Below are 14532 nucleotides of genomic sequence, written 5' to 3' on the forward strand. Positions count from 1 at the left end.
TTTTTGTCATTCAAAAATATAATGGTTGAAAATGCAAAGGCGCAACAGGATTTATAATGGCGTTTGTAAAGTGAAAAGAGTTATTCCTGCTGCCATTTACTTTAGCATATTCGAGGGCACAGAAATATTGGGTTATTATAAATCAAAGCGTTGCACCTTTGCGGTTTTCATCCTTCTATTTTCGTTGAGATTATTTTTTGTTTTTAGGTATTAAAATTTAAATGCAAAATTGGCAAGGATTTCTCTTGGCTTCTGTGGCTGTCCGTAGAAATTCCAATAGGCTTCATTGAGGGCATTATTCATTTTCAGGCCGATTCTGTATTTTTTCTTGTCATAGAAAATTGTAGCACCTATGGTAGTATAAGAAGGAGCAAGGAAATGATTGGTAATATTAATATAAGTTTGGTCTACAAAATTAAATCCGGCTCCGAAACCAAGCCCCTCATACGCTCCATCTATAATTTTGTAGCTTGTCCACAGATTGGCTACATGTTTTGGTGTCCAGGCAATTCTTTTTCCGCTGTCTTTACTTCGGTCATCATATTTATTATTGTTATATCCATATCCGGCAACAATATTCCATCCTTTGAGAGGATTGGCGATGATGCCTATTTCCAGACCCTGACTTTTGATATTGCCATCCTGAATACTTCCTATTCCGCCCGGATCTGCAACCAGTCTGTTTTTAACATTAATATTATAATAACTTACGGTCGTCAGTAATTTTTTATGGAAAAGATCTACTTTAAAACCTGTTTCAACCTGATTTCCCTGTTCCGGATCCCATTTTGTCAAAACACCGGTTTCATTCAATGACGGAGCATAGTTTTTGAATCCATTCACATAATTGGCGAAAAATGAGATCTGATCTTTTACAATTTCATAAACCAACCCGAATTTTGGTGAAAACTGGGTCTGGCTGTACCCTGTAACTTTATTTTCAGGATATCCGTTTTTAGTCGAGATCTCTACACCATTTATTACTGTATCGTCATTTTTGTAACTGTCTACTCTTAAACTAGCCATTACAAGTAAATTATCTGTGATATTCAAAACATTGGAGATATATCCGCTAATCGTTCTGAATGTGGTAATATCCGATTCTGTAGATTTTCTCTCTTTATTCATGAATTTGTTTCTTGAAATGGGATCCCATGCTGAAGAACTGTCGAGATTCACTTTGTCATAAGGCATGAAAACGTTGCTGTATCCGTTAGCTTCATAATAAGGGAACTGATATTTTGTTCTTTGCTGGAAATAATCTATTCCTACTACCAGTCGGTTTCTTAAGCCACCTATTTTAAAATCTCCTGTAAAATTCTGCTGAATATTGTCTGTAGTCACTTTGAAGCTGTCGAAAGGACGGATCATTCTTTCTACCTGATTATTATTCAGATATCTAAGCACTAAAAAGATAGACTCATTTTCATTGGCTTCACCTCTTTGGTAAGATGTTCGCGAGGTCCATTGATCGTTGAATTTATGGGTAACCTCGGCCATCGTCACAAAATTGGTTCTTTTAGAACCAATATCATTGCTTGTAAACGCTCTTTTATAGGCTACTTCTAAGTCTTTCATTGAATGTAAGGTCAGTTTCTCTGAGTTTCTTACATAGGCATTCAATGTTTTATCCGGAGCATGAAATTCGGTATCAAGTGTTACTGTGGTTTTGTCACTTACTTTATATAAAACACTTCCGGAAAAGAACAATCCCTTGTTGTAACCCGCATCCTGAAATGAATCCTGAGAATAGGCTGCCACATTGAATCTTGCCAATGCTGTTTTTTCTTTATTCAAAGGGGTATTCACATCAGCCGTGATCCTGTTCATTCCCCAGCTTCCGGTGGTATAATTGATAATTCCCCCGAAGTTTTCCTGTGGTTTTTTAGTGACTATATTCACCACTCCGCCATAGTTGGCTAAGGTTCCTCCGAATAAAGTTCCGGACGGTCCTTTAATTACTTCTACTCTTTCGATATTAGCGATTTCGGACTGTACTCTTGGGTTTTGGGTAAGTCCGTTTCTGAAACTGGCATTGGAGCTGAAGCCTCTCATAAAAATATCGTTCCCGCTGTCATTTACACTGTTGCTTACCACAACACCTGGAGCAGAAGCCATCGCAGTGTTGAAGTCCATTGCACCCATTTCACTGATGATTTCTTTGGGAACAAGGTTGTAAACGGTAGGGTTTTCAAGGTTTTCCAGAGGAAGTCTTGCTATAGATTCAGATTTTTTCGTTCTGTAATTATGGGTTCCCTGGAGTGATACGGACTGGATTTCAGCCACTTTAATGGTATCCGTTTCCTGGGCACTCAACATTGTTACGGCTAATAGAGCTGCAGAAATAATTGTTTTTTTCATGTTTATAATTAAGTTAGTTTTGCAAAATTATTTTATTTTTATTAATTCTAAATAAAAATATGACACATATCATAAAATTAACTGCTTTGAAATAGCCCATCAACAAAGGATTTATTGAAATAAGAACTTATATCTGCTATTGATTATCTGCTGTGAAATGGCATTTTAGGTAATAGGATTTAGAATTTTCTTATCTTCTAATCTTATATATTTATGGCATTATTGATTAGAATTTTCCAAAAGGATTTGCCGTGGAAAAATGAGTTTAAGCTCTTTTAAACTTATTTTTCCAACATATAATTTTTATAGAAATGATTCAGGAAATTTAAAATTTATAGAAAAATGAATAACAGTATTCAAGAAACCGTACAGGATTTCCTTCAGCTTCTTTCGGGAAGAAATCTAACAGAGTTAACCAATTTATTTTCTGACACGGTAGATTGGTATATACCTGGAGATGAACAAAAAGCACCATGGCTGGGAGTAAGAAGCAACAAACAGGAAGTATCCGATTTTTTTGAGTTATTATGGAAAAATACAGAACCCGTTTCTGCTAAAATCGACCATATTTTTACTGACCATGAAAATGCTGTTATCACGGGAGAATTTGCAACGAAAATGCTTGCAACCGGTAATATTGCAGAGTCTTTATTCTGTATTCAGATGCGTATTCAAAACAATAAAATTATACGTTACAGATTACTTGAAGACAGCCTGGCTGTTTCAAAATCTTTATCAAAGTAATGAAGATATCTAACCATTTTATTGATGTAAAATTGAAAGCGAAAGAAAAATCTTTCGCTTTTATGGTGATTTGTAATTATTTACTTTAAAGTATTAAATTATCTTTTCTATATGACAGCAGATGCCATCATCGACATGTAATAGTTGGCACAATGCAGCGCATTAATCAGGACAATCTCTTTATCCGGAAACAATTCAAAGGCGTCAGAAGTTGTAATCTGGTATTCATAATTCAGAGAGGCCCATTTTAAATGCGGTTTTATGATCATAAGCTCCACTCCTTCCTGATCTGTAAGGACAAATGATTCTTTAAAGATACCTCTGTGTTTAAAGAGATAGCCGTTTTTCACGCCCTCAAAATAAGTCTGCACTACAATTTCACCATTCCAGTTCATCCTGAATTTTAAAAGGACTCTTTCATGGTCTTTCAACTCAATAGTGGTTCCCCAGAAACCTTTTGGTTCCACCTGATAGGATTGACCACTTGCAATTTCAATAACAGCATTAAATTTAAACCAGCTTGTATAAGTAAGTTTCCCAATTAATGTCTCTTCTTTTGTGACTTCAAAAGATAAAGAATTGCTTGATTTTGCGTAATATTCTGCCATGGTTATATCTGGATTTGGTGAAGTTTTTATTAGTTTTTAAATAGTAATAACAGCTTGAATTTTAACGCTCTAATTTATAAATAATTCTGCAAAAATAATCTACTTTTAAGATTATACGATAAAAACTATTGTGAATTAATTCTGGGAATGATTTTTATATTGAAAGTTTGCTTTCAAATATAGATCTGTACCACATACAATCTATTATTTACTTTCAAACCAATATTTCCACTTTTCATGATCAACTCCAAATTTCCCCTGCTACCATCTCGCGGGATAACCAACATCATCATTTCTGATAAGTCTGTGCTCTCTTTCCGGATAGGTCACATATTGATCTGCATCCCCAAAATGGGTATCATCATGTAAAATTCCGATAATGCCTAGTATTTCCAACAATCCTGAGAACTTTTTATGGTAGTAAATAAAATTTTTATTGCTTTTTTATCCATTCTTCATTGATTGTTAAGTTTTTCATAATAATGATTTAGATCTGCATTCAGCATGATTTTTGGATTTTTAAATACTTCATTTGAAAAATAGGTTTTATAGACTGCTGATTGATCAAAATCTTTATAATAAAGTTCTATTTCAGGATTTATCCCATTGCATAATTTATATGTTCCAACGCCGTAAAAATTACTTTCAAACGTTTTATTCTCATACAAAGTTAAAGTGTCTGCTATATGTGGAGCTTCTACACAACAAACTGGATTATCAAAATTCTTGTTAATATACTTTCCATAGATATCCTGTTTCTTTAATGGAAAATTAATATTGATAATAAGCATAACAACTAATATTATTACAAATACTAAAAATGTTTTTTTCATAAAATTGCTCATAATACCATCCTATTCTTCTGAACTACCATAATCTTACTTTTTTCTTTATTCAATTTTGTAAACATAATCATTACGGATAAACTTAATTTTATCTTTCAATTCTGCAGGATAAAATATTGCTCCATCAATCTCAACACTTTTAATCATATATCTCCAACTTCCATTATGGCTTTTGTAAATTTTTGTTGTTGAATTGGGATAAAGCTCAAGAACAATGGAAGAATCTCTCACTTCTATTTTTTCAAGAGACTTTGGATTTTTGATTTTATAAAAAGACCGTGGTGACAGTATTCCATTCTCATAATGAAATGCAAAGCTGCCGGATTCATTATCAATTGCTTTTGAGATCGGATAACTATAATTGATCTTTATTATTTTTTTGGTCCCGGTCAGATTCTGAATATAAAAATCAGTCAACCAGGAACATCCTGAAAGTACCGTTACGAAAATAAAACTTAAGAATCCTATAATCATTGACTTTACACTCATTGTCTTGAATTTTAGATGGTTTTCGTAAAAATAATCAGATTACTTTAATTGATGAGCTTTTCAGATAAAAAAATCCCACAAGAAAACTTGCGGGATTTTTTATTTTACATTGTTTCAATTTTAAGGTACAGGCTTTATCACATTCAATGAGTCTGTATTATTTTTATCTGGCCATAAAATATACCTCAAGCCTGTTAATTTATTCTTATATAATAATTGACAGCCATATTTTTGGGACGGGTTTCTTTTCCTCCGGTAATGGCAATAATTAAAGGAACTGCAGCTTTGTCATAACCACTAACGGTTTGTGAGCCATCAAGATCTCCATCAGCTCCAGATGTATTTCCTGAAACGGCTAGAGGTGTTGCAACTACACCACCGAAACTTTGCTGTACAATTTGATGATTATGTTCCTTAAAATCATCCTGTTGGATACTACCCCGCAGCCTATTATCAGAAGGGTCTTTTTGATGTGAAGAAACTCCCGGAATGCCATTTCCAGCTTCATTTGAATCAAAGACATTATTTCCGCGCAGGAAAACACCTCTCAAATCCGGAACATTCGTCAAATTTTGTGAAGCACGTGCCAATCCACAGGTACTATCAATTATTCTTCCGTCACAAGGTGCCCATTTTGAATATTTGCTATTCCAGTTCTTATCAGGGTTTGACAAATTATTTTTGGTTACTTCCTGAAATTCTACCCAATTTAAATATGAGCAAAGTACTGTACCTACGGGAAAATCCTTGTTAAAACCATTAGGAAGTCCATTTAATAAACAGTTTACAGGTCCTTTATCTGTGTCTAAGAAAAAGAAAATATCTTTTGACGGATCGCTTCTTTTAAAAGTAATTGAATTATCATCGTCAAGAATACCTCCTTTATGAAAGCTTTTACTTATTTCTATTCCATTGGTTATTTTATAGTCTTCAACTACAGGACTTGGATCCGTACTTGATATTTTGTTATAAAAAATATAAATGGTTATCCCTTCATCTCCCTCCTGCACTACTGTTGATAATCCTTTTTTATTATTTTGAACTTCTAAACATTTCAGATATCCTTCAATTATATCTTTGTTTGGTGTATGCAAACTAAATGAATCAAAAAATGATTGTGAAACCATAATCGTTTCCAGTGATTTAATTTTCTCTTGAAAACTATTAATTTCATCATCGGAAGCGCCAAAATTTAAGACATTCTTCACCATAGATGTAGGATCAATTGCTTCAAAGCCAAATGAAAATTTTCGAGCTTTAAAATCTTCTTTGAATTTTTCAGATTCATAATATTTCTTCAGGTCGTAAAGAAAATCACCTGTTTTTACGACATTCAGGGTAGTATAAATTCCACCTTCCAAAAGTTTTGCACATTGAATGGGTTCCATTTGTATTGTTTTTTGAGGTTAGTTACTAAATTTTGATATATAACAAGAATTGTATTGTCAAAGTGTCATTTGTTATGACTCATCAAAAGTACTTTATACGGAATCATGCGTCAATTACCCTTTTGTGGTATTTATATTAAGGACACAAAAAACCCCGCAAGTTTTCTTGCGGGGTATATGGTATGTATTTTTACTCGAAATTACATCGTCTCCATTTTGAAGCTCATGCTTTCGATTACTTTTAAGATTGCTTCTACAGTATCCATTGAAGTTAAACAAGGAACACCATTTTCTACGCTCATTCTTCTGATCTGGAATCCGTCTCTTTCTGCCTGCTTACCTTTTGTAGTGGTATTCACAACATACTGAACTTTTCCTTTCTGAATAAGATCGATAAGGTTTACACTTTCTTCTCCTATTTTGTATCCTATTTTGCAAGGAATTCCTTTTTCTCCGAAGAATTTTGCAGTACCTTCTGTAGCCCAGATTCTGAATCCTACTTCATGGAATCTTGCTGCAAGAGCTGCTGCCTCATCTTTGTGCTTATCTGCTACTGTGAAAAGGATAGAACCGTGCATAGGAACTTTTCTTCCTGCTGCTACCAATCCTTTGTACAGTGCTTTTTCAAGGGTTGTATCTTTCCCCATAACCTCTCCTGTAGACTTCATTTCAGGGCCTAAAGAGATGTCAACTTTCGTTAGTTTAGAGAAAGAAAATACCGGTACTTTTACAAATACGCCTTCTTTGTTTGGAACCAATCCGTTTTTGTATCCTAAATCTTTCAGTTTTTGTCCTAAGATTGCCTTTGTTGCAAGGTTAGCCATTGGAACCTCTGTGATTTTAGATAAGAAAGGAACTGTTCTTGAAGAACGAGGATTTACTTCGATTACATATACATTTCCTTCAAAAAGAACGTATTGGATATTCATTAATCCGATCACCTTTAATCCTTTTGCCAGCCTTTCTGTATAATCTACCAAAGTATCGATTTCGCTCTGAGAGATATTCTGTGGTGGATATACCGCAATAGAGTCTCCGGAGTGAACTCCCGCTCTTTCGATATGTTCCATAATTCCCGGGATCACTACTGTTTCACCGTCACAGATGGCATCTACTTCAATCTCCTTTCCTACCATGTACTTGTCAACCAAAACAGGGTGCTCAGGGCTCGCCTCTACAGCGTTCTCCATATAGTGAGCCAGTTCTGCTTCTGCGTATACAATTTCCATTGCTCTACCTCCAAGAACGTAGCTTGGACGTACCAATACCGGATAGCCGATCTCGTTAGCAATTTCTATAGCTTCTTCTTTTGAGGTAGAGGTTCTTCCTTTTGGCTGAGGAATTCCAAGTTCCTGAAGTGCTTTTTCAAATTTATCTCTGTTTTCAGCTCTGTCAAGATCTTCCAGGGAAGTTCCCAGGATCTGTACTCCGTGAGAAGCCAATTTATCAGCAAGATTGATGGCAGTCTGTCCTCCGAACTGTACCACTACTCCTTTAGGTTTTTCAAGCTCGATGATGTTCATCACATCTTCTTCTGTAAGGGGCTCGAAGTATAGTTTATCCGAAATAGAGAAATCTGTGGAAACTGTTTCAGGGTTGTTGTTGATGATGATTGCTTCATACCCCATTTCTTTGATTGCCCATACTGAGTGAACCGTAGCGTAATCAAACTCAACTCCCTGTCCGATTCTGATAGGTCCGGAACCTAGTACGATAATCTTTTCTTTGTCTGAAACAACACTTTCATTCTCTTCTTCGTAAGTTCCGTAGAAATAAGGTGTTTCACTTTCAAACTCAGCAGCACAGGTGTCCACCATTTTGTAAACCGGCATTATTCCGTTTTCTTTTCTGAAATTGAAAACCTCACGTTCTTTTACATCCCAAAGAACCGCGATATTGATATCTGCAAAACCTAATTTCTTAGCTTCAATTAATGTTTCTTTATCAAATTTATTGGCAGCGATTACTTTTTCGAAGTCAACCAGCTTTTTCAGTTTCCAGATGAAGAATTTATCAATTTTACTCCATTCTACAATCTGTTCCCAGTCGTATCCTCTTCTTAAAGCATCTCCGATGATGAATAATCTCTCATCATCACATACTCTGATTCTTCTTTCAATTTCCTCTGCAGTAAGTGCTTCCGCTTGTTTTGTTTTTAATCCTAAATGCTTGATTCCTGTTTCTAATGAACGGATCGCTTTCTGTAAAGATTCTTCAAGGTTTCTTCCGATCGCCATTACTTCACCAGTTGCTTTCATCTGAGTAGAAAGTCTTCTGTCTGCAGTTTCAAATTTATCGAATGGGAATCTTGGGAATTTGGTTACCACATAATCCAGTGCCGGCTCAAAACATGCGTATGTTTTTCCAGTTACCGGGTTCATGATTTCATCCAGCGTTAATCCTACTGCAATTTTTGCTGCGATCTTTGCAATCGGGTATCCTGTTGCTTTACTTGCTAAAGCTGATGAGCGGGAAACTCTTGGGTTTACCTCGATGATATAATATTCGAATGAATCCGGATCTAAAGCTAACTGTACGTTACATCCTCCTTCAATTCCTAACGCTCTGATGATTTTTAATGAAGCATTTCTCAGTAACTGATACTCTCTGTCTGAAAGGGTCTGAGAAGGTGCTACTACGATAGAATCTCCTGTGTGAACTCCTACCGGGTCAATATTTTCCATGTTACAAACCACAATGGCGTTGTCGTTTGCATCACGCATTACTTCGTATTCTATTTCTTTGAAACCAGCGATTGATTTTTCAATCAAACATTGTGTAACCGGACTATGCTTTAATCCTAATTCGGCAATTTCTTTCAATTCTACCTCATTGGAAGCAATACCTCCTCCTGTTCCTCCCATTGTAAAGGCAGGGCGAACAATTACAGGATACCCGATTTCGTCTGCGAAAGCAAGTGCTCCTTCTACCGTATTAACGATATCAGATTCCGGAACCGGCTCATTCAATTCTCTCATCAACTCACGGAAAAGGTCTCTGTCTTCTGCTCTGTTGATTGCAGAAAGTGTAGTACCCAATACTTCCACTTTGCATTCTTCAAGAATTCCTGATTTTTCCAGTTCTACCGCCATATTCAGACCTGTCTGACCTCCCAATGTTGGTAATAATGCATCCGGACGTTCTTTTCTGATGATGTGGCTTACAAACTGTAATGAAATCGGTTCGATATATACTTTATCAGCGATTTCCACATCTGTCATGATTGTTGCAGGATTCGAGTTGATCAAAATCACCTTATAGCCTTCTTCTTTCAAAGACAGGCAAGCCTGCGTTCCTGCGTAATCAAATTCAGCTGCCTGACCAATGATGATAGGTCCTGAACCGATTACTAAAATTGTTTTTATATCTGTACGTTTTGCCATTTTTCTTTTTTTAGATACTAGAAGTTAGATACATAGATCTTAGACTTTTAGCATAATGCTTTATTTAGATTGAATTAACACACTTTGTCATTCCGCAGGAATCTAAACATACTTTGTTGAGATTCTTCACTCCGCTATTGCTTCGTTCTGAATGACAGAAAGCCGTATTATTTTTTAAAGTCCTCCATCATTTGAATGAACTCATCAAACAGGTAGTTTGCATCTTCAGGGCCCGGGCTTGCTTCAGGGTGATACTGAACTGAGAAACAAGGGTGGATTTTATGTTTTAATCCTTCATTTGTTCTGTCATTCAAAGCGATGTGCGTTTCGATAAGGTCTGTTCCTTTTAAGCTTTCCTGATCTACCGCATATCCATGGTTTTGAGAAGTAATGGCTACTGTATTTTTCTCTAAATCCAATACCGGGTGGTTTCCTCCTCTGTGTCCGAATTTCAGTTTGAAAGTTTTCGCTCCACAAGCAAGGCCGATCAATTGGTGTCCTAAACAGATTCCGAAGATGGGAACTTTTCCTAATAATCCTCTGATCATATCTAAAGCATGTGGTACATCTTCCGGGTCACCAGGACCGTTTGAAAGCATGATTCCGTCCGGATCCATCAATAAGATTTCTTCTGCTGTTGTATCCTGAGAAACTACAATGATATCACAGTTTCTTTGAGACAGCTCTCTGATAATCCCCAGTTTTGCACCGAAGTCTACCAACACTACTTTGAAACCTCTGTTCGGGTTAGCATAAGGTGTTTTTGTTGAAACCTCTTCTACCTGATTGGTTGGGAAATTTGTTGATTTCAATTCAGAAGCTACAGCAGCTTCATCAGCATCAGCATTTACGATTTTTCCTTTTACAACTCCATAGTTACGAAGAATTCTTGTCAGTCTTCTTGTATCAATTCCTGAAATTCCTGAAAGGTTTTTCTTTTTAAATAATTCATCTAAAGTAATCTGAGTACGGAAATTGGAAGGAAGATCGCAAAGTTCTTTTACGATAAGTCCTTTAATTGCCGGCTCAATACTTTCATAATCATCACGGTTAATACCATAATTTCCGATAAGCGGATAGGTCATACAAACTATCTGACCGCAATACGACGGGTCAGAAATCAATTCCTGATATCCTGTCATTCCGGTATTGAAAACTACTTCCCCTGCAGTTTCCAATTCTGCTCCGAAACCTTCTCCATGAAACACTTCACCGGACTCCAGTATTAATTTTTTCTTCATTTTAAACTTTTATCTCTTATTATTTTATTTATATGTCATTAACAGGTCGTCCTTACAGGGCTAGGATTATCATTATCCTTTTGTTTTCTATGGGCTTCACCCATTGCTATTAACAGGCCACCCCTACGGGGCTCACTATCTTTTCTATTTTTAACTTGGTTCTTTTACCTTTGCTCTTATTTAAAGGTAAACCCTTTTTCTTCCAATGCTTCTTTCAAAATGGCCATCCTGGCGAAGACACCGTTTTCCATTTGTTTAAAGATTCTTGATCTTTCGCATTCTACGAGGTCTGAATCTATTTCCACTCCCCTGTTGATAGGCGCCGGGTGCATGATGATTGCTTCTTTTTTCATCGCCTTCTCTCTTTCTTTCGTCAGACCATATCTTTTATGATATTCTGAAGCGGTGAAACTCATGGCAGCATCGTGTCTTTCATGCTGGATTCTTAATAGCATTAAAACATCCACTTCGCCGATCAGTTCATCTACTGACATATAAGTTCCGTTGATTAAAGCTCCTTCGTCAAACCACTGTTCAGGTCCTGAGAAGTATACTTTAGCGCCTAATCTTCTTAAAGCTTCCGCATTTGAATTGGCAACACGGCTGTGTTTTACATCACCTACAATTCCTACTTTTAATCCTTCAAACTTTCCGAATTCCTGATAGATGGTCATCAGATCCAGCATACACTGTGAAGGATGGTTTCCTGTTCCGTCTCCACCGTTGATCACAGGAATCTTAATATTTTTCAGTTCTTCGAAGTATCTGTCTTTCTTATCGCGGATCACCACAAGGTTTACTCCTATACTTTCAATGGTCTTTACTGTGTCATAAAGGCTTTCTCCTTTGTTTACCGAACTGTGTGATGCATCAAACGGAACTACCTGAAGTCCCAGTTTTCTTTCTGCAAGATCAAAACTTGTTTTCGTTCTTGTACTGTCTTCGAAGAAAAGGTTTGAGCAAAAAACTTCTCCTTCAATTTTAGCAGTTTTACCGTTCGCAAAAGCCATCGCTTCTGTCAGTATACTGTTGATTCTCTCGGTGCTTAGTTCTGTAATCGTAAACATAATTCTTATTTTTGGGCATAAAAAAAGCGAAGACAACAATCTTCGCTAATAACAATAAATATCGTAAAGGGCGCTTTCGCCCGGTAAATCTAATGATATAAATGCTTTTTTATTCATTAGGTGCAAAGATACAACAATTTTATGAACCTACAAAAACAAAGTTTAAAATAAATTAAAAACCTCAGTATTTCCTTATTCTCATTTTAAATTAATATTTTTGTTACAACTCAATTTATTTTATGGATTTAAAAGACAAAATGATTCTCAGCATTATTCAGGAAGACTCTACATTATCGGTTAAGGAAATTTCCGAAAAAATTGGTCTTACCTTTACTCCTACGTATGAGCGAATCAAACAATTGGAGAAGCAGGGGATCATTCAGAAATATGTAGGACTTTTAAACCGTGAAAAACTGGGATTAAATATTGTAGTCTACTGTAATGTCCGTCTCAAGGAACAATCCAAGAAAGTATTGGAAACCTTTGAGGAGCATATCCGAAAATATGATGAAGTACAGGAAATCATCAGTCTTTCCGGAGAGTATGACTATATGCTGAAAATTATAGCCAAAGACATTAATTCGTATAATGAATTTGCCGTTAATGTCATTTCAAACATTCCTAACATCGGACAATACCATAGTTCTATTGTACTTCACGAGGTAAAAAAATCTACCAAGTTTAAAATTGACCTGGAATAAATCCCTTTTATTTTTAAACCATTAAGCACTTTTAAGAGGTGAAGAATAATTAAAGAATTCGCATGCGAATTTTAAAACTATGCGGCTAAAAAATTCCGGATTTTCTTACCTTACCTTAAAGTTTTCATCTTCCTTAATAGTTCAGTTACAATCAATCATCAAATTCAAAGAGCAGGATTACAATTAAGCCATTAAGATCACTTAAGCAGATAAGATTTAAAGATTAAGGCTTTCACAACGAAAAGGCAGCAGGCTAAAATAATTTAGAAATTCTACTGATTTTTGCTTAAGTTTTTATTGACCTTAATGGCTTAGATTCTAACCCAATAATTTATTTTTCAGTTTATTGAACTGATATTCTATTTTATCCAGACAAAGATTTCCGATACTTCCCTGATGGGTATGTTCAAGGTTTCCAGGTTCAAACTCAAATGCATTGCTTTCAATCTCCTGCCCTACTTTCACATAAGCATCACGGAATGAGCTTCCGTTTTTCACCTCTTCATTGATCTTTTCTACGCTGAAAAGATATTTGTATTTCTCATCTTCCAGAATTCCGTCTTTTACCTGAATATTCGGTAAAGTATAGCTTAGGATTTCCAGACATTCCTTTAAAGAATCTATCGCAGGGAAAAGAATTTCTTTCGTAAGCTGTACATCTCTGTGATATCCTGAAGGCAGATTATTGGTCAATAAAATAAGTTCATTCGGAAGTGACTGAATTCTGTTGCATCGTGCACGAACCAGCTCAAAGATATCCGGATTCTTTTTATGAGGCATAATACTGCTTCCTGTGGTAAATTCTTTTGGGAAGCTGATGAAATTAAAATTTTGGTTCAAATACAGACATACATCATACGCAAACTTCCCAAGCGTTCCCGCTAAAGTTGCCATTGACATTGCCAGCATTTTTTCCGACTTTCCACGGGTCATCTGAGCATACACAGAATTATAATTCATGGACTGGAATCCTAAATTATAGGTCGTACTTTCACGGTTGATCGGAAAAGATGAACCATAGCCGGCAGCTGATCCCAACGGATTTTTATTAATGATATTCTTCACTGAAAACAGCATTTCCACATCATCCAAAAGTGCTTCAGCATAAGCACCAAACCACAATCCGAATGAGGAAGGCATTGCAATCTGCAAATGGGTATATCCCGGAAGCAACACTTTTTTATGCTGATCCGCCAGTTGAATTAAAATCTGAAAAAACTCGTCGGTAAGAGCTGTTATCTCACGGATTTCATCTAATAAATACAGCTTGATATCCAGCAAAACCTGATCATTTCTTGATCTTGCGGTATGGATTTTCTTTCCCGTATCTCCTAATTCTTCAATGAGAATAGCTTCTATCTGAGAATGGATATCCTCAGCATCTTTATCAATTTCAAAACTACCGTCTTCAATTTTATGTAAAATACTATTTAAAACAGATAACATCTGCTCTGATTCTTCCTGGGAAATAATCCCGGTTTCTGCTAACATTTTGCAATGTGCCATAGAACCTTTGACATCATATTTGGCCAAACGCTCGTCAAAGTCAAGATCTTTCCCAACGGTAAAATTATTGACTAATATATTGGTGGCAAGGTCATCCTTCTGCCATATTTTTTTCATGATATAATTTGATTTAAAATACTGATTGATTTTGACATGCCCGGCAAGGCAATCCTTATTACTATTAACTATAAAAAAACAT

General features: G+C 35.9%; 12 protein-coding genes. 2 read left to right on the forward strand and 10 right to left on the reverse strand.

Annotated elements, in window-relative coordinates:
* Positions 1-210: 210 nt before the first annotated feature.
* Entirely contained in the window at positions 211-2361 is a 2151-nt protein-coding gene (locus tag ACPF63_RS12980) for a TonB-dependent siderophore receptor (RefSeq protein WP_426480202.1), read from the reverse strand.
* A 342-nt stretch (positions 2362-2703) separates the two neighbouring features.
* Here ACPF63_RS12980 and ACPF63_RS12985 point away from each other — a divergent pair, with 342 nt between their 5' ends.
* The gene (locus ACPF63_RS12985; RefSeq protein WP_426480203.1) at positions 2704-3105 is read left to right on the forward strand and encodes a nuclear transport factor 2 family protein; all 402 of its coding nucleotides are present in this window, start codon (positions 2704-2706) and stop codon (positions 3103-3105) included.
* Between the two features lie 107 nt (positions 3106-3212).
* Here ACPF63_RS12985 and ACPF63_RS12990 read toward each other — a convergent pair whose 3' ends face one another.
* The 8 genes from ACPF63_RS12990 to ACPF63_RS13025 all read right to left on the reverse strand — a co-directional run bounded on the left by ACPF63_RS12990 (position 3213) and on the right by ACPF63_RS13025 (position 12126).
* Complete coding sequence (locus tag ACPF63_RS12990; protein ID WP_426480204.1) at positions 3213-3713, reverse strand: hypothetical protein; 501 nt, start codon at positions 3711-3713, stop codon at positions 3213-3215.
* A gap of 261 nt (positions 3714-3974) precedes the next feature.
* Positions 3975-4112, reverse strand: coding sequence for a hypothetical protein (locus ACPF63_RS12995; protein WP_426480205.1), 138 nt, complete (start codon positions 4110-4112; stop codon positions 3975-3977).
* Positions 4113-4168: 56 nt separating this feature from the next.
* Complete coding sequence (locus ACPF63_RS13000; protein WP_426480206.1) at positions 4169-4546, reverse strand: hypothetical protein; 378 nt, start codon at positions 4544-4546, stop codon at positions 4169-4171.
* A 57-nt stretch (positions 4547-4603) separates the two neighbouring features.
* Positions 4604-5047 carry a hypothetical protein gene (locus tag ACPF63_RS13005; protein WP_426480207.1) on the reverse strand — a complete coding sequence of 148 codons (444 nt, stop codon included), beginning with the start codon at positions 5045-5047 and terminating at the stop codon, positions 4604-4606.
* Positions 5048-5241: 194 nt separating this feature from the next.
* A complete protein-coding gene (locus ACPF63_RS13010; RefSeq protein ID WP_426480208.1) occupies positions 5242-6435 on the reverse strand; it encodes a hypothetical protein in 1194 nt (397 codons plus the stop codon).
* A 200-nt stretch (positions 6436-6635) separates the two neighbouring features.
* Positions 6636-9818 carry a carbamoyl-phosphate synthase large subunit gene (gene carB, locus ACPF63_RS13015; RefSeq protein ID WP_426480209.1) on the reverse strand — a complete coding sequence of 1061 codons (3183 nt, stop codon included), beginning with the start codon at positions 9816-9818 and terminating at the stop codon, positions 6636-6638.
* Positions 9819-9985: 167 nt separating this feature from the next.
* Positions 9986-11059 carry a carbamoyl phosphate synthase small subunit gene (locus ACPF63_RS13020; protein WP_180565575.1) on the reverse strand — a complete coding sequence of 358 codons (1074 nt, stop codon included), beginning with the start codon at positions 11057-11059 and terminating at the stop codon, positions 9986-9988.
* A 176-nt stretch (positions 11060-11235) separates the two neighbouring features.
* The gene (locus tag ACPF63_RS13025; protein ID WP_317169709.1) at positions 11236-12126 is read right to left on the reverse strand and encodes an aspartate carbamoyltransferase catalytic subunit; all 891 of its coding nucleotides are present in this window, start codon (positions 12124-12126) and stop codon (positions 11236-11238) included.
* A gap of 239 nt (positions 12127-12365) precedes the next feature.
* On the opposite strand from ACPF63_RS13025, the gene ACPF63_RS13030 reads away from it, so the two are divergent.
* A complete protein-coding gene (locus tag ACPF63_RS13030; RefSeq protein ID WP_426480210.1) occupies positions 12366-12827 on the forward strand; it encodes an Lrp/AsnC family transcriptional regulator in 462 nt (153 codons plus the stop codon).
* Between the two features lie 318 nt (positions 12828-13145).
* Here ACPF63_RS13030 and argH read toward each other — a convergent pair whose 3' ends face one another.
* Entirely contained in the window at positions 13146-14450 is a 1305-nt protein-coding gene (argH, locus tag ACPF63_RS13035) for an argininosuccinate lyase (protein WP_426480211.1), read from the reverse strand.
* Between the last annotated feature and the right edge of the window lie 82 nt (positions 14451-14532).

This window comes from Chryseobacterium sp. R2ACT005 (assembly GCF_049949215.1).
Taxonomy (GTDB): domain Bacteria; phylum Bacteroidota; class Bacteroidia; order Flavobacteriales; family Weeksellaceae; genus Chryseobacterium.

Excerpts from the sequence above, each read along its gene's own strand:
- ACPF63_RS12985 (WP_426480203.1), top strand. The coding sequence starts at position 2,704 with ATGAATAACAGTATTCAAGAAACCGTACAGGATTTCCTTCAGCTTCTT.
- ACPF63_RS12990 (WP_426480204.1), bottom strand. The coding sequence starts at position 3,713 with ATGGCAGAATATTACGCAAAATCAAGCAATTCTTTATCTTTTGAAGTC.
- ACPF63_RS13030 (WP_426480210.1), top strand. The coding sequence starts at position 12,366 with ATGGATTTAAAAGACAAAATGATTCTCAGCATTATTCAGGAAGACTCT.
- ACPF63_RS13010 (WP_426480208.1), bottom strand. The coding sequence starts at position 6,435 with ATGGAACCCATTCAATGTGCAAAACTTTTGGAAGGTGGAATTTATACT.
- ACPF63_RS13025 (WP_317169709.1), bottom strand. The coding sequence starts at position 12,126 with ATGTTTACGATTACAGAACTAAGCACCGAGAGAATCAACAGTATACTG.
- ACPF63_RS13020 (WP_180565575.1), bottom strand. The coding sequence starts at position 11,059 with ATGAAGAAAAAATTAATACTGGAGTCCGGTGAAGTGTTTCATGGAGAA.
- argH (WP_426480211.1), bottom strand. The coding sequence starts at position 14,450 with ATGAAAAAAATATGGCAGAAGGATGACCTTGCCACCAATATATTAGTC.
- carB (WP_426480209.1), bottom strand. The coding sequence starts at position 9,818 with ATGGCAAAACGTACAGATATAAAAACAATTTTAGTAATCGGTTCAGGA.
- ACPF63_RS13005 (WP_426480207.1), bottom strand. The coding sequence starts at position 5,047 with ATGAGTGTAAAGTCAATGATTATAGGATTCTTAAGTTTTATTTTCGTA.
- ACPF63_RS12980 (WP_426480202.1), bottom strand. The coding sequence starts at position 2,361 with ATGAAAAAAACAATTATTTCTGCAGCTCTATTAGCCGTAACAATGTTG.
- ACPF63_RS13000 (WP_426480206.1), bottom strand. The coding sequence starts at position 4,546 with ATGAAAAAAACATTTTTAGTATTTGTAATAATATTAGTTGTTATGCTT.